16 protein-coding genes are annotated in these 15,823 nt (G+C 53.4%); 6 read left to right on the forward strand and 10 right to left on the reverse strand.

Annotated elements, in window-relative coordinates:
* Nucleotides 1–7: 7 nt before the first annotated feature.
* Together C7433_RS09520 and actP are read left to right on the forward strand one after the other, a co-directional pair.
* Entirely contained in the window at nucleotides 8–337 is a 330-nt protein-coding gene (locus C7433_RS09520) for a DUF485 domain-containing protein (protein ID WP_054688417.1), read from the forward strand.
* Complete coding sequence (gene actP / locus C7433_RS09525) at nucleotides 334–1,989, forward strand: cation/acetate symporter ActP (protein WP_369974375.1); 1,656 nt, start codon at nucleotides 334–336, stop codon at nucleotides 1,987–1,989. The genes C7433_RS09520 and actP overlap by 4 nt, the downstream gene beginning before the upstream one ends.
* A gap of 67 nt (nucleotides 1,990–2,056) precedes the next feature.
* Here actP and C7433_RS09530 read toward each other — a convergent pair whose 3' ends face one another.
* The 3 genes from C7433_RS09530 to C7433_RS09540 form a co-directional block, all read right to left on the reverse strand.
* Nucleotides 2,057–2,602, reverse strand: a complete 546-nt coding sequence (locus C7433_RS09530; RefSeq protein ID WP_006121584.1) for a YfaZ family outer membrane protein — start codon at nucleotides 2,600–2,602, stop codon at nucleotides 2,057–2,059.
* A 164-nt stretch (nucleotides 2,603–2,766) separates the two neighbouring features.
* Complete coding sequence (locus tag C7433_RS09535) at nucleotides 2,767–3,462, reverse strand: LrgB family protein (protein WP_033738999.1); 696 nt, start codon at nucleotides 3,460–3,462, stop codon at nucleotides 2,767–2,769.
* Nucleotides 3,455–3,880: a CidA/LrgA family protein gene (locus C7433_RS09540; RefSeq protein WP_039339056.1), complete on the reverse strand. Its 426-nt coding sequence runs from the start codon at nucleotides 3,878–3,880 to the stop codon at nucleotides 3,455–3,457. The genes C7433_RS09535 and C7433_RS09540 overlap by 8 nt, the downstream gene beginning before the upstream one ends.
* Nucleotides 3,881–3,981: 101 nt before the next feature.
* Here C7433_RS09540 and C7433_RS09545 point away from each other — a divergent pair, with 101 nt between their 5' ends.
* Nucleotides 3,982–4,884: a LysR family transcriptional regulator gene (locus tag C7433_RS09545; RefSeq protein WP_039339057.1), complete on the forward strand. Its 903-nt coding sequence runs from the start codon at nucleotides 3,982–3,984 to the stop codon at nucleotides 4,882–4,884.
* 58 nt (nucleotides 4,885–4,942) lie between these two features.
* Here C7433_RS09545 and C7433_RS09550 read toward each other — a convergent pair whose 3' ends face one another.
* The 4 genes from C7433_RS09550 to soxR form a co-directional block, all read right to left on the reverse strand.
* Nucleotides 4,943–6,595, reverse strand: a complete 1,653-nt coding sequence (locus C7433_RS09550) for a Na+/H+ antiporter (protein ID WP_033738994.1) — start codon at nucleotides 6,593–6,595, stop codon at nucleotides 4,943–4,945.
* A 144-nt stretch (nucleotides 6,596–6,739) separates the two neighbouring features.
* Nucleotides 6,740–8,089, reverse strand: a complete 1,350-nt coding sequence (locus C7433_RS09555; protein ID WP_033738992.1) for an NCS2 family permease — start codon at nucleotides 8,087–8,089, stop codon at nucleotides 6,740–6,742.
* Nucleotides 8,090–8,434: 345 nt separating this feature from the next.
* Nucleotides 8,435–9,100 (reverse strand): glutathione S-transferase family protein, encoded by a 666-nt coding sequence (locus tag C7433_RS09560; protein WP_033738991.1) that lies wholly within the window; start codon nucleotides 9,098–9,100, stop codon nucleotides 8,435–8,437.
* Between the two features lie 39 nt (nucleotides 9,101–9,139).
* Nucleotides 9,140–9,625, reverse strand: coding sequence for a redox-sensitive transcriptional activator SoxR (gene soxR, locus C7433_RS09565; protein WP_006121571.1), 486 nt, complete (start codon nucleotides 9,623–9,625; stop codon nucleotides 9,140–9,142).
* 155 nt (nucleotides 9,626–9,780) lie between these two features.
* Between soxR and soxS the strand changes: the two genes are divergently transcribed.
* On the forward strand, nucleotides 9,781–10,206 hold the full coding sequence (soxS, locus tag C7433_RS09570; protein WP_006121570.1) for a superoxide response transcriptional regulator SoxS: 426 nt from the start codon (nucleotides 9,781–9,783) through the stop codon (nucleotides 10,204–10,206).
* A 244-nt stretch (nucleotides 10,207–10,450) separates the two neighbouring features.
* Nucleotides 10,451–10,732 (forward strand): YjcB family protein, encoded by a 282-nt coding sequence (locus C7433_RS09575; RefSeq protein ID WP_006121568.1) that lies wholly within the window; start codon nucleotides 10,451–10,453, stop codon nucleotides 10,730–10,732.
* 52 nt (nucleotides 10,733–10,784) lie between these two features.
* Here C7433_RS09575 and C7433_RS09580 read toward each other — a convergent pair whose 3' ends face one another.
* Nucleotides 10,785–11,735, reverse strand: a complete 951-nt coding sequence (locus C7433_RS09580; protein ID WP_110268078.1) for an ATP-grasp fold amidoligase family protein — start codon at nucleotides 11,733–11,735, stop codon at nucleotides 10,785–10,787.
* Nucleotides 11,736–11,743: 8 nt separating this feature from the next.
* The gene (locus tag C7433_RS09585; protein ID WP_033738990.1) at nucleotides 11,744–13,000 is read right to left on the reverse strand and encodes an oligosaccharide flippase family protein; all 1,257 of its coding nucleotides are present in this window, start codon (nucleotides 12,998–13,000) and stop codon (nucleotides 11,744–11,746) included.
* 523 nt (nucleotides 13,001–13,523) lie between these two features.
* Here C7433_RS09585 and C7433_RS09590 point away from each other — a divergent pair.
* The gene (locus C7433_RS09590) at nucleotides 13,524–13,919 is read left to right on the forward strand and encodes a transposase (protein ID WP_033738988.1); all 396 of its coding nucleotides are present in this window, start codon (nucleotides 13,524–13,526) and stop codon (nucleotides 13,917–13,919) included.
* Nucleotides 13,920–14,821: 902 nt separating this feature from the next.
* Here C7433_RS09590 and C7433_RS09595 read toward each other — a convergent pair.
* Nucleotides 14,822–15,802, reverse strand: coding sequence for a DMT family transporter (locus C7433_RS09595; RefSeq protein ID WP_039339063.1), 981 nt, complete (start codon nucleotides 15,800–15,802; stop codon nucleotides 14,822–14,824).
* Nucleotides 15,803–15,823: the final 21 nt, after the last annotated feature.

The raw sequence follows: 15,823 nt of genomic DNA on the forward strand, positions 1-15,823 counted from the left end.
TAATGTGATGAACGATGCCCTGCCCGAACAGGAAAGAATCTACCAACAAATTGAAAAGAATCCGCGCTTTCAGGAGTTGGTCCATAAGCGCCAGTCCTTTGCCCTGCTGCTGTCGCTAATCATGCTGGTGCTCTATGTCGGCTTTATTCTGCTGATTGCGTTTGCTCCCGGCTGGTTAGGTACGCCGCTGCATGCCGGTACCAACGTGACGCGCGGTATTCCGATTGGCGTGGGCCTGATCGTTATCTCCTTTTTACTGACCGGCGTGTATGTCTGGCGCGCCAATGGCGAGTTTGATCGCCTGACAAAAGCTATCCTCAGCGAGGTAAAACCATGATGCGTCTTATGCTGTGGATGCTGGCCGCCCTCCTGCCCTTTTCCGCCCTGGCCGCCGATGCGATTACCGGGGCGGTGCAGAAGCAGGCCGTTAATTATCAGGCCATTGTGATGTTTGTCATTTTTGTCGGTGCGACGCTGAGTATTACTTACTGGGCGTCAAAGCGAACCCGCTCGCGTAGCGATTATTATACGGCGGGCGGCAATATTACCGGCTTCCAGAATGGGCTGGCGATGGCCGGTGACTTTATGTCTGCCGCCTCCTTTCTGGGGATTTCTGCGCTGGTTTATACCTCGGGTTATGACGGCTTAATCTATTCGCTCGGTTTTCTGGTCGGCTGGCCGATGATCCTGTTCCTGATTGCTGAACGTCTGCGTAACCTGGGCCGGTATACCTTTGCCGATGTTGCCTCTTACCGCCTCAAACAAAAGCCCATTCGCACCCTGTCCGCCTGCGGCTCACTGGTGGTGGTTGCGCTTTACCTGATTGCGCAGATGGTCGGTGCCGGTAAGCTGATTCAGTTACTGTTTGGTCTGAACTATCATATCGCCGTCATTCTGGTGGGCATTTTGATGGTGCTGTACGTGCTGTTTGGCGGGATGCTGGCGACGACCTGGGTCCAGATCATCAAAGCCGTTCTGCTGCTGTTCGGTGCCTCATTTATGGCGATTATGGTGATGAAAAGTACCGGCTTCAGCTTTAATACGTTGTTCACTGAGGCGATGGCAGTGCATCCGAAAGGGGCGGCCATTATGCAGCCTGGCGGGCTGGTTAAAGACCCGATCTCTGCCCTGTCGCTGGGGCTGGGGCTGATGTTTGGAACGGCGGGCTTACCGCATATCCTGATGCGTTTCTTTACCGTCGCCGATGCGAAAGAGGCGCGTAAAAGCGTTTTCTGGGCCACCGGCTTTATGGGTTACTTCTATTTCCTGACCTTTATCATCGGATTCGGTGCCATTTTACTGGTCGGAGCTAACCCGGCCTTTAAAGATGCTTCGGGTGCGCTGATTGGCGGCACCAATATGGCGGCAGTGCATCTGGCTAACGCCGTGGGCGGCAGCACCTTCCTGGGCTTCATTTCCGCCGTCGCTTTCGCCACGATTCTGGCAGTGGTGGCAGGCCTGACCCTGGCTGGCGCGTCGGCGGTGTCGCATGATTTGTACGCCAGCGTTTACCGTAAAGGCCAGGCCAGCGAGCGCGACGAACTGCGGGTATCGAAAATTACGGTGCTGGTGCTGGGCGCAGTAGCCATCGCGCTGGGCATTCTGTTTGAGAAGCAGAACATCGCGTTTATGGTGGGACTGGCCTTCTCGATCGCGGCCAGCTGTAACTTCCCGATTATCCTGCTGTCCATGTACTGGTCAAAGCTCACCACACGAGGTGCGATGGTGGGCGGCTGGCTGGGGCTGATCACGGCAGTGGTGCTGATGATCCTGGGCCCCACGGTCTGGGTACAGGTGCTGGGACATGCTTCCCCCATTTACCCTTATGAATATCCGGCGCTGTTCTCCATTGCCATCGCCTTTATTGGCACCTGGCTGTTTTCCATTACCGACCATTCACCGCAGGGTGCTGAAGAACGCTCCCGTTTCCGGGCACAGTTTATTCGTTCCCAGACGGGTTCAGGTATTGAGCAGGGTAAAGCACACTAATCTGTAGTGCCTGCAATAAAAAAAGGGCAGCCACCGCCAGGTCGCTGCCCTTTTTCTCAGACCGCTGTCAGAAACGCAGTGACGCGCCGACGTACGGACCGTCGACCAGTACGTTATCTTTACGGCCACCTTTGTTATTCAGCTCGATATACTGATAACCGACGCGCAGGTTAAGCAGAGAAACAGGCGTGAAGCTCACACCACCGCTTGCCTCCTGATAGCTGTCCAGGTGGTCAGTCAGGCCTTCTGGTGCGTAATAGTACTGACCGAATAAGCCCCACATGCTGTTGATGTTGTACTGCGCGCTGCCGCCCAGCGCCACCGCAAATCCGTCTTTCCCGTCTTCAGGATGGGTAAAAATCGCCTTTGCGGTTGGCGCCAGGCGCAAATCGCCAACATCAACGTTGTAACCCAGTCCTGCACCGTAGGTGCTTCCGTCATGATCGCTACGTAACCAGTTGCCATTCAGGAACAGGCCCGGTGACGTGGTGCCCAGTCCGAGATTGAGATTCGTACTGTGCTCGCCCACATCCACGCTGCCTTCGATAGCCTGCGCAGCGCCGCTCAGCAACATAACGCTCAGCGCGCTTCCTGTGACAAGTTGTTTAAACATGATTCTACTCCATGAGGGGTCCAATAATTCCGCCTCAAGGGTAGCAGTCTGAAACGAGGTGACAACTTTATTTGGAAAGCTTTACGTAAAAAGTGATGTCATTCATGACAATCATGTCTGTCAGCTGGCCAGTGACGGCGGGCACCGTTGTGCCGTCTGCCGCCTTACTGTGCCCACATAATGTGCCCGATTAACGGTGCCAGAATCACCGTAACCACGCCGGATAACATCATCACCAGGCTGGACACGACGCCTTCCTGTTGGCCCAGCTGGTAAGCCCGCGCGGTGCCCGCACCGTGGGAGGCGGCCCCAAATCCAGCCCCTTTCGCCACGCTTTGCTGGATAGCAATGCGTAAAAACAGGACGTCGCCGACCGCCATGCCAAATACGCCAGTAATGACCACAAACAGCGCCACCAGATCGGGCTGTGCGCCCATGGGTTTGGCGGCCGCCAGGGCAAAAGGCGTGGTAATGGAGCGCACCGCCAGGCTGCGTTGCAGGCTTTCGGGCAAACTCAGCAAACGCGCCAGCCACACCGAGCTGCACACCGATACCGTGGTGGCGGTCAGCACACCGGCGCTGAGCGATAACCAGTGGCGTTTTATCACGTCCATGTTTTCGTACACGGGCACTGCAAACGCCAGCGTGGCGGGCCCCAACAGCCACAGCAACCAGTGACTTTCGGCAATGTAGTTTTGCCAGCTGATATGGGTGACCAGCAACAGCAGCACCAGAATCATGGGCGTCATGATCAACGGCATCAGCAGCAGCGTTGGCCAGCGGCGATACAGCCGTTTATTTACGTAGTAGATCACTAACGTGGCGGCCGCGCACAGGAGGCTGATCGGCAAATCAGGCATCGTTGTTCTTCTTACGCGCCGCGCGCGCCACTTCAAACCGATAAAGCCGGTCCACAACCAGCGCCGTTGCCGCCAGCACCAGCGTGGTACTGACCGCAATCACCAGAAAAATTCGCCAGCCGTCCACCTGCAGCAGGTCCGCGTAGTTGATGACCGCAACCACCGCCGGGATAAAAAACAGTAGCATCTCTGCCAGCAACCAGCTTGCCCCGGCCTTTACCCAGCGCAGGGGTAAAATACGCAGCGCGATAAGCAACAGCAGCAGGAGCATGCCTACCACGTTGGCTGGCAGCGGCAAGTGCAGCCAGTTCACCAACTGTTCGCTGGCGATAAACAGCGAGATGTAGAGCGCCAGTTGTACCGGCACGCTCAGCCGGTTTATGTGGCTGACGTTCAGGCGACGCAAGGCCAGTGCCATTTGTCTTTCCCCTCTGGAATGAATGCGTCCAGTATAGATTTGCTGCATGGGGTGAAAGAAATGAATTAAAATTATCCAAATCATGCCAAAAGGGAATAGTTATGGACGTTCGCGCCCTGCGTTACTTTACCGAGGTCGTCCGCCAACAAAGCTTTACCCGGGCTGCACAGGCGTTGTTCGTGACGCAGCCGACAATCAGCAAAATGGTGCGCCAGTTAGAAGAGGAACTGGGCTGTGCCTTACTTCTGCGTGATGGTCGCCGCCTGCATCTGACGGATAGCGGTCAGGCGGTCTACCAACGCGGTCTGGCGATTCTGCAAGAGTTTCATCAGCTTGAGGCAGAGATAGGCGATATTAACGATCTGAAAACCGGCCAGTTGCGCCTCGGTATTCCCCCAATGGTGGGCATGCAGATTGCCGGTTCCGTCTCCGCGTTTCGCCGCCGCTATCCGGGCGTGGAACTCAACATTGCTGAATTTGGCGGACTGACGGTGCAGGAAGCCGTGCTGGCCGGAACACTGGATATCGCCCTGACGGCGCTCCCGGTCGATCCCGAACTGCCCCTCGCCACCTTATCCCTTATGCGCCATCCGCTCTGTGTGTTGCTGCCGCGTAAGGCGCCCTGGCTACGTCGCACCCGGCTTTCACTCTCTGAGCTGGCGGCGCATCCGCTGCTTATCTTTAACGAAGAATTTTCACTGAACCGGCAGTTGATGCAGGCGTTTCAGCGTCAGGGAATAACGCCCACGATTGCCGTCCGAAGCGGGCAGTGGGATTTTCTGGCCGCCATGGTTCAGGCAGAGATGGGCCTGGCCATTCTGCCGGAACCCATTTGTCAGCGTTTAGATAAGCAGTCGTTACTGTGGCTGCCGCTGGCGTCTGAACTTCAGTGGCATCTGGGGCTGATTTGGCGGGAAGGAAGTTATCTGTCGCGCAGTGCGCAGGCGTGGATCGCCTGTTGCCGGGCCCACTGGCCCGATGATGCACCCCGCCTGTCTGTCTGATGCCCCGCCTGCTCACCGCCGCACGGCGAAGCAGGCTGGGCCCGAAAGCGGCGGCGAGTTACGCCTCTTTCTCGATTAACAGCGCTTCCAGCAGATCCAGATCGTGCAGCAATTTTTGCATGGTCTCGTTCGAAATCGCCTTGGTGGCACGCAGGTGATAGACCTCCGCGCGCTCGGCACGGAGCGCGGTCAGACGGAAACGGCGCTCCAGATTTTCGGCAAACAGGGCATGTTCAAGGTCATTTTTGCCCTCGGCGCGACGGCGCAGATTCCCGGTCACGCGCAGGCTTACCTCTTTTAACAGCTCTGGATCGATGTTTTCATCGGTTTCTTTTTCGAGCCTGGCTTCCATTTTTTGCAGACTCTCAATCGCCGCCCCCGCCATTACCGCCTTCGCATGCTGTATTTCATGGCGATGCGCATTTTTATCCAGTGTTTCGACGCCGCGCAGCAGGACGGGCAGAATAATGACGCCGACCAGCAGGGAGAACAGAATCACCCCGGTCGCGATAAACACCAGTTCGTAACGGGCCGGGAAAGGATTGCCGTTGCTCAGAAACAGCGGGATCGACAGCACACCGGCCAGCGTAATCGCACCGCGCACGCCCGCAAAGGAGGCGATTAACAGTTCACGCAGTGAGTACGAGGAGAACACTAACGGCTTGTTTTTCAGCAACCGTTTACTGAAGCGCTGCATGATCCACAACCAGCCGAAGCGCACCACCATTAACGCCGCATAGACCAGCACGATATCGGCAAAAATCATCCAGATATCCACATTGGGATCCGCATTGGCTTCGGCGATGGATTTTTGCAGGATAGAGGGCAGTTGCAGACCCAGCATCAGGAACACCATGCCGTTAAACACAAATTCCAGCATATGCCAGACGCTGTTGGCGCGCAGGCGCATCGTCAGCGGTGCCTGACGAATAATGCCAGAGCGCGTAATCGTCATCCCGGCCGCGACGGCGGCTAAGATCCCGGATACGCCGAGGTGCTCAGCAATCAGATAAGAGGCGAAAGGCAGCAGTAACAGCAGAACAATTTGTGTGGCTGCGTCATCACTGCCGCTCCAGCGGTTCAGCACACGTAGCGACTTCCCGTAAAGCCAGCAGACCGCAACCCCAGCCACCAGGCCGCCCAGCGCCACCTTGAGGAACTCTACGCTGGCACCGCCCCAGCTAAATACCATGGTGCCCATCGCGACCGCGACGGCGAACTTCAGTGAAACCAGGCCAGAGGCATCGTTCATCAAGGCTTCGCCCTGCAGAATCGCCATGATTTTCTTAGGAATGCGGCCTTCACCGACGATACCAGAAAGGGCCACGGCATCGGTGGGTGAGAGCACGGCGGCCAGCGCAAACGCAGGGATAAGCGGAATGCCCGGCACGGTCCAGTAAATCAGGTAGCCGATACCGACGACGGTGATCAACACCAGTACCAGCGCCAGGCCAAGGATTTCCCGGCCATAGTGCAGAAACTCGCTGACCGGTGTTTTCCAGCCGTCGGCAAAGAGCAGCGGCGGAATAAACAGGACGAGGAATAATTCCGGGTCAAAATCCACATGCAGCCCAAACGTGGGCCAGGCCAGCAGCGCACCAACGGCAATTTGCACCAGCGGCAGCGGGATTTGAAAAGGCAAGATACGCGCGGCGACCCCAGAGAGCGACACCACCAGCGTCATGATCAAAATAGTAAAAAAGATTTCCATGCTTTCCTTAGGCGGGTTGTTATCTTTGAATCAACGTGAAGATAAAGTGTAAAACAAACTGGCAAGCGCGGAAAAAGCTACGTGTGCTTCGGTGAGGAAAAAGCGGAAAATTCCGGACGCGCGGCTGCACGTCCGGTCAGACAGTCAGATCGCCCAGCCTCCGGCATAAAAAGCCACCAGCGCAACGGCAATCACGACCGTGCCAATATTTAACTTACGCCATTCACCGGCAAACAGTCGGCCAACCACAAGGGTGGCAAAACCGATCATGATGCCGGTAACAATGTTACAGGTCAGGACAATAATGACTGCGGTGAGCAGGCCCGACATCGCATCGACAAAGTCGGCGAAGTCGATTTTAGCGACGTTGCTCAGCATCAGCAGGCCGACATACATCAGGGCGGGTGCCGTCGCATAAGTTGGTACCAGATAAGCCAGCGGAGACATAAACAGAATCACCAGAAACAGCAGACCCACGACGATTGCCGTCAGGCCGGTTTTACCGCCTGCCGCCGTACCGGCCGCCGATTCAATATATACCGCGGCGGGCGATGCGCCCACCAGTCCGGCAAACAGGCTGCTCAGCGAATCCGTGGTCAGTGCCCGTCCGCCGTTAATAATCTGCCCGTCTTTATCGAGTAAATTGGCCTGCCCGGCCACGGCGCGAATCGTGCCGGTCGCATCAAATACCGCCGTCATCACTAACGCCAGTACGGTGGGCAAGACGGCAGGCTGCAACGCGCCCATAATGTCGAGGCTGAAAAACAGCGATGTCCCCTGCGCATCACGCAGGCTCGGCAGCGCAAACAGCCCTTGCCAGCGGACGGCGGGATCGAAGGCCAGGCCGAGAGCAGAGATCACGATGACCGTCAGCAAAATACCGCCAGGCACCCGGCGCTTCTCCAGACCAAAAATCGCCGCCAGCCCCAGCAAAGACATGAGGACGGGGAAGGAGGTAAAGTGCCCCAACGCCACCGGTAAACCTGAGCCAGGGTTTCTGACCACCAGCCCCACGTTGTCAGCGGCAATCAGCAGTAAAAACAGGCCAATCCCGATGCCCGTACCGTGTGCGACGCCCATGGGCAAATTACGTAAGATCCAGGCCCGAATCCCGGTGGTGGAAATCAGCGTAAACAGCAGCCCCATGAGGAACACAGCGCCAAGCGCGACCGGCACGCTGATGTGCTGACCCAGTACAAGACTGAACGCTGTAAAGGCCGTCAACGAGATTGCACAGCCAATCGCCATGGGTAAATTGGCCCACAGCCCTATCAGGATTGACCCGAAGCTTGCCACCAGGCAGGTGGCAACAAACACCGCCGTAGGAGAGAACCCCGCTTTACCCAGCATACCGGGGACCACGATCACCGAATAGACCATGGCAAGAAAGGTCGTCAGCCCGGCCAGGATTTCCTGTCGCACGCTGCTGCCACGGGCCGAAATGGCGAACCAGGCATCCAGTCTTCCACTGGTCGGGCGTGATTCAATTGACATAGTTAAGCCTCAAAAATTTTTATTGTGTAATTCACGCGGTCACCGTTCTGCATTCCCTGAATATGTCTTTACCCACGGGCAACCGACAAAAGGCAAACGTTTACTTCGCCACGCAGAACGGGTGTAACAAACACCACCAGACTGAAGGGGGCAGATTATCCGGTCTTTAACCGCCGCTTTTCAACCGTTCAGAGGGAATTACTGCGTATAAAGATCAGGTTAGTAACATCAGGAACGTGCTGGAAACCTGCCAGTAACATTCTTGCAGGCAGCGTGGCCGGTCGATGAAAGAGGATGTTGGTGGAAGAGAGATGACGCCGGACGGCGTCATCAGAGCGCATCGCCTCAGCCCGGCAGAGTGAGTTCACCGCCCTGCTGAATGGCCCGTTGCCATGCGGCGCGCTGCTGAACGGTGGTTAACCATTTTTGCGTGGCGGGCGCATTGTGCAAGCCGGCGCGCTGGCTCAGCGCCAGAACAGGAAAGCTCATTTGCACATCGGCGATGCTGAATCGTTGACCGGCAAACCAGGGATTGGCCGAGAGATGATCTTCAATCATTTGCCTGTGGACGTGGAGCTGTTTGTCCAGCCAGGCTTTTTGTACGCCTTTCCCCAGCGCGGCACCCACGGGACGCAGCAACCAGGGCACGGGCGCGCTGCCCAGCCGGCCAAACACCAGCTTCATGACCAGCAGCGGCATCAGGGAACCTTCAGCGTAATGTAACCAGTAACGCGCCTGGAGGCGCGCCTCTTCGTCGGTAAGCTGTAATCGCTTCTCGCTGTCGTACTTTTCTTCCAGGTATTCCAGTATGGCCCCGGACTCCGCCACCACCCGATTGCCATCTGTGATAACCGGCGATTTGCCTAAGGGATGCACTTTTTTCAGTGCTTCCGGTGCCAGCATGGAGGCTTCACGCTGGTAACGTTTAACCTGATAAGGCACTTCCAGCTCTTCCAGCATCCACAGCACGCGGTGCGAACGAGATTGTTCCAGATGGTGAACAGTAATCATCATGATTCCCTGCGAGTGAATATGCAGACAGTATAGACGTCACTTCACCTTGTGCAGAGAACCATCCTGCTCGGGATCCAGCAGGACCGCACCTGATCCCTGCTGTCCCAGCCGATCACCGGGGTTACGGAGCGGACAGTCACGCATGGATAAACAGCCGCAGCCAATGCAGCCATCCAGGTCGTTACGCAGGCGCGTCAGGGTTTCGATGCGCTTATCCAGTTCATCCCGCCAGTGCTGCGTCAGATTGCCCCAGTCCTGCGCAGACATGCGTTTATCCGCAGGCATGTTTTCCAGACTGTCGCTGACGCTGGCGAGCGGAATGCCGATGCGCTGGGCAATTTTAATGATCGCCACACGGCGCAGGACATCACGGCTGTAGCGCCGCTGATTGCCGGGATTGCGCGTGCTGGAAATCAGCCCTTTGCTTTCATAAAAATGCAGCGCTGATACGGCCACGCCGCTTCGCCGCGCGACTTCCCCCGGTGTCAGCACCGGTTTTGGATAATTGCGATCTTTTTTCATCTGGCACTTTACCTCAAGTTAACTTGAGGAATTATACTCCTTTCCCATCAGAACAACACCCGCCCTGACGACGTCACGCCCCCTGCAGGCTGATTATCAGCCTCACAAACTGCGGCATGCACGGTGACGGGGACATTCACCAGAAGGATGAGGCCATGATACAAGAAGAGATCATTCATTCACTGACCCACTGGATTGACCAGAATCTGGATAAAAGCCTGTCAATCGATGAGGTGGCCGCGAAGTCCGGTTATTCGAAATGGCACCTGCAACGTATGTTCCGTAGCGTAACGAAACAGACGTTGGGTGGTTATATCCGCGAACGCCGGCTGACGCTGGCCGCAGAAGCGCTGCGTCAGACGCAGCGTCCGGTATTCGATATTGCGATGCAGTATGGCTACGATTCGCAGCAGACCTTCTCACGGGTTTTTCGCCGCCAGTTTTCCCAGACGCCTACGGCGTATCGTCACTATATGCGTCGCCAGGCGGTTCAGCGTCCACGCCTGCTGAGCTTTGACTGTGGGGAAACGATGAGCAGCTTTACGCAGCGTACAACGGGTGAATGTTGTCCGCTTAATTAACAGCCCGCGTGCGCCCGATCGGGCGCACGGCTTTATCCCCTCTTTTTTACCCTTCCGCTGGCTTGACACTGCGCTGACAAATCAAACAAATTCTGTACAAAAATTGAGAACCAGATGATATAATGTGACCCACATCACATTATGACGTTTGTTGCCGACGAAAGAGCCCCACCTGACAGACTTTTCCGCCGACGTGATGTTCGCAGACAGTCAGGCGTCCTTTCCGATTTTGAGGTCAAAATTGATGGCTACCCTAACCACCAGTTTTCTTGTTATGCGCTGGGAATTGCTGAGCGCTGTAATGATGTTTTTCGCCAGTACACTGAAAACCCGCCTTCGTCAGGACAGCCATCATGTCATGGCCTTTCTCTGTGGCGGCGTGGGCGTTGGTCTGTCGTGCTGGTTTGTGACCGGTTTAATGGGCATCACGCTAAGCATGGAAAACGTGCACCATTTTTTGAGCGTCTCTAAAGAAGTGTTCATTGACATGATGAGCCGTGCGCCTGCGAACTGGCCAATGCCCTGAATGACCAATAAAAAACCCCGCAAAGCGGGGTTTTTTATATTGCTGTGTAAAGTCAAATTTTCTTCAACATGACAGGAATGGCGACATCCTGTACGTCAACGTCCGGTCTCTGCGTTCCGCGACGTTCCTGAATCCACATTTCACCCATCATCTTGTCTAAGCCACGATCCAGTCCGGTTACCATGCCTGCGCCAGGCGTAAACGTCAGTTCACCAAAATAGATGTGCTGGTCGTAGATATACCAGTCGACTCGCACGTAGTCAAAGTCACTGGCCAGCGTTTTGCTCAGGGCAAGTGCCCGCTCCAGTGAGGGCATGATCGGGGAAACATCCAGGCCGGTATCGCGAATTTTATGGTAAGCCTCGGAGAGGTTATTAACGTAAAAATTCATCGAAAGCTGAGGCTGACAGCGGTTGTAGATGACCTGAAGAACATACTCAAAATTGCCATCGCGCTTATTGAACATATGAAACTTGTAATCAACCGGCGCGCTTTTACCGTCACCAATATACTGCTCAACCAGAATACGTGGCTTGATATAGCGATAGTGGATCTCACGCGCTTCGTTGGCGAAATCGGTTTTTAACCACGAATAGCAGTTATGAATGATTTGCTGCTTACGAAGCGCATCCGGTTCTTCCAGCACGATCTCTACCATGTTTGAAGCATGATTCGGTTTGATAACCGTGCCCTGCCAGCGCGTAAGATCATTCAACGTGGTGGGATCGGTGGTGTCGTGGAGCAACGGAATCAAATAGTCATTACCAATCTTTTCCGCAATATAGTCGCGCACCGAATACTTATCGGACAGGCGAGCATACAGCTGGTAATCACCATGGATAAACTTGCGATACAGCACTTTTTCGTTGAAGACCTTGGGCTCACGCAGATTCGGGAGCTTTCTGAACTTGCGGAAGTAATAAATACGATCCTGATAAGTCCAGGGCATCTTCTTAATAAAGTACTGCAAACTTCTTCTGAGCTCTTGCTTCAACCTGAGCATATTTGACCTCATTTGTAGGTTTTGTAGTTAAGTGAGGAAACCTGAATTTTTTGAATCACGCCGCGTTTAAAGAAGTAATTCATGACGGTGAGGGACAGGAGCTCAGACAGAAAAACGCTCCAGGCGGCCCCCATGATGCCGTAGCCCTGAATTAGCCACCAGGAAAGCGGGATGCTGATGAGCACCAGACAAATGATTTTCTTCAGTAAATAATCAAAGCCCCCTTCTTTCACCATAAAACGGTACGCGACGGTTCCCATTGCCGAAAAACTGGTCGCCAGGGATAACAGCGTGATGAGGTTGCCTGACTGCCTGTAGGCCGGGCCATATAACGCCACAATAATGTGCTCACCCCACAACGCGACGATAAACAACATCAACAGCGACACGGCCATCACGTAGCCATTGAGCCGGGCCGTCAGCCTGACGGCTTCGTCTCCACGCGCACGAAAAATCTCGCTGAAACAGGAGGTAATCAGCGCCACGGGAATAAAAATCCAGGACGCGGCAATCGTATTGGCAGCAGCGAATAAACCCAGCTCGCGCGCCGAGGCGATGCCGGCCAAAAACATCTGCGCGGTTTTGACCTGGACAGAAATAAAAATGCTGGAAATGGCCAATGGCAAGCCCGCATAGAGCAGATAACGCAAATACAGGGTGCGTGTTTCCCGCGGGGGAAATTGCTCCTGATGCTGTTGGTAAAAGCAGTAGCGTTTAATGACATACGGCACCAGCGTTACCGTGATAACTGACAATGTCAGCCACAGCGGATTCAGGCGTAGCCAGGCAATAGTGAAACTCAACGCAAAACTCACCAGCATGCCGACGGCATTCGCCACGGTATTCAGCTTTGATGCCAGACGTGCATTGTTATAAACGCTAAACGTATCCTGCGTGACAAAAACAGATGCAACAAATGAAGCCAGCGCAAATGCCAGGAAATTTTCCTGCATGTTGTACCAGACCCAAATTAACACTGGTGCCGAGGTAATAAGTAATAAAACCATACGCAAAGTACGTGCAATACGCATTAAGCGCAAACCTTTGGTGGCATTTTTGCTGACACGTTTAAACAAAATAGTTTCAGTGCCAAATAGGGCTATGGTTTGCACCATGGCAAATAACGATGTTGAAAACGCCATCTGCCCAAATAGGGTTGGGCCAAAGGATTTAGCCACGTAAGACGTCACGAAAATGACGCCAAAGACGGAGATAATCTTTTCAGACATCATCCAGGCGGCATTAGACATTACGCTAAATTTCATCGACTGTTCCTTAGTAATACTCAACATCTACCGCTTCGGCACGCCCATCCGTGGGCGAATTAATAAGCGCTTAAATTTCAAAGCGAAATGATAATCATCAAGCCAACCCGGCTCGAAAATGAGAATCCGATTATATTTTAATGAAAGAATTCAGGAGAATTCTGATTATATCTGGCACGAATGCCGACTACTGGAAACGATTTCAAAATGAAATCATTAATGTTAACAAAAACCGTCATTCCTGAATAAAACGGATGCGGAGGCGTCAACCAGCCAAATTACAGTCATTTTTTATCTTTGGGGTGCGATGAATTTATATCAAAAAACCCATACCAGGAAGGCGCGGCATCCCGATCAGAATAAAATAAGATTTATCCCATGATGATATTTATTCTAAATATCTTAATTTAACCCACGTAATTTAACGTCCGTATTTAAACACGGCATTCCACACACTTTTACAGTACCAAAGGTTAATAAAGTAATCCTCATCCATTAATTGATAAGAAAGGTAAGAGCATTTATGAGAAAGTCACGATATAGCGAAGATCAAATCACAAATGCCATTAAAGCTTCTGAATCGGGCGTTAAGGTTAAAGAGATTTGTGAAGAGCTTGGCATCTCTGAGGCAACCTTCTATAGCTGGAAGAAGAAGTTTTCTGGGTTAGCCTCGGAAGAAGGCAGAAAAATCAAGGAGCTGGAAGAAAAGGTTCAGTTACTGACGCGCGAACTGCACGCACTTCATTCCGACAAGGAGATGCTGCAAAGCGTTCTGAAGAACTTCTTTACTACGCACGAGAAGCGTCAGGCCGTCAACTTTCTGCAGGACACATTCGATGTCGGCACCCGCCGCAGCTGCCGTTTGCTGGATATTAGCCGTAGTGTTTACCATTACCCAACGGGATCAGAAAACCGTTAATACTGAGAGCATTGCTTTTGATAGCTACCTCGCTGAGATTTGTTCTTACCAGAAGAGATGAAGAGCATTTAACAGGACATTAGGATGGCGCGCCTCGCCCAGTCCGTAATTAATGAATGGATTTGCGGTTACGCTTCCTTTTTTGCGGTAAAATTGATTTACAACAGCAAAAGTCTCTCAATCCACACCACTTTTATCCCCCCAGTCTCATTTCGGTGAGACTGGACCTTCCTTTTTTTTCATTAGCTCGTCTAAAAGAAACTGCCGCTGTTCCACTTTTTCGTTTAATCCCAGTAATCATATTTTGATTTCTCCGTACATTTCCTTAGCACCGACTGGTCCTGAGAAATGTTTTGCCGATCGTCGGATTATGCGTAATCGCATAAAAAGATAAAAATGGCCCAGAATAATCTCAGATTAACAGTTTATTGATACTTAACACTTTCATCCGGTAGCACACAATTGATAACTATTTCTGCCTGCTATTGATGTCTGCTGTTAAACAGTAAATATAAGCGAAGCGCAGTCTGATTCTGCTGAAATTAAGGCTGCCTGAAGTAAAAGGTGGTTTCTGATAAGGATTTCTCTTAGCCAAACGGTATGTTTTCACCGTTTTTTAAACATAAAAGCTGGGTGCGGGTTAGCGCTTTACCTTCATCTGTCCGCTTTTTGAGGAATAAACGCGCTTTACCCAGCCGTTTTCTGGCTATTTATTGAACAATATGTGCGATTATTTTGCTGTTAAGGGGGCGGAAGCCGCCTGCGTGGATAAATACGGCATGGCTGAGTGGCGGTTTTGAGGAAGATTTAAACCCGGCAGATTACCGAGGCGGCTTTATTTCGCCGTTTTACACCTCGGTATAATCCGAAAAAGCGTGAATATCACTCCCAGTAATTATTCATTATCCGGGACGTTCAGATGATTTCCTGTTCAGGGCGGTCACGCGGGGTTGTGGCTTGATGCGCATCGCCCAAATCACGCCAACGATCAGGCAAACAATACCGATCATTGTCAGAACAGGTGGCCAGTGTTGATACCAGATAAACGTCCATAGCAAGCCAAAGAGAATCTCAAAGACGATGAGTGGCCCCATCAATACGGTAGGCAGTCGCTGGCTGGCCGCATTCCAGCATAACGTTCCGGCCCATGAGCACAGCAGGCCAATCGTCAGCATTAATGCAATAAACACCAAAGGCCGGGGGCCGAAAGGCAGCGCAAAATCAGGCTGTTGCCACGCCAGCTGTATGCTGACCAGCGCATACATGATAAGTGCCAGCGGTAAGGTCACAATGCCCTGCGCGGTGGCCCAGGTCGCGGCCTTAAGCTGAGGATGGTTGCGTAACCAGCGCGCATTGCGCAACGGATACCAGGTCCAGCACACCACCGCCATCACCGCCAGGGCAATGCCGGTCAGATAACGCTGGCCGTTGAGCGTTGCCCCCTGGAGTTGCCATTCCGCCGCATTAACGCAAACCAGGCCTGCGCCCGTCACCAGCAGTGCCGGGATAAGCCGTCGCCATGAGAGCCGTCCTTCAAGATGGCCATAACAGAGGTTTGCAGTGACGGCGATGACGATCGGTAAGGTACCAATGATCATCGTGGAGACCGGAGCCCCCGTTCGCTGAATCGCATTGGCGAGAAAAGCGTAATAGAAGAGATTGCCAACCAGCGACAGCTTTAATGCTTCCCGCCAGTGGGCGGCGCTCAGTTGGCGCAGTCGGAAACGATCGTGCCAGGCAAGCGGCAACGCAACCAGGCCAAACGCGACATAGCGCCCGGCTGACTGCAACGCGCCCGGATAATCCGGGACGATGACCGGTCCAACAAAAATCAGCCCCCACATCATGCCTGCGGCAAGGGCAAACATTATTCCTGTCAACATGGCTTTTTCCTGTCTGTCTTT

The sequence above is a fragment of the Pantoea sp. PNA 03-3 genome (assembly GCF_003201175.1).
Lineage (GTDB): Bacteria > Pseudomonadota > Gammaproteobacteria > Enterobacterales > Enterobacteriaceae > Pantoea > Pantoea stewartii.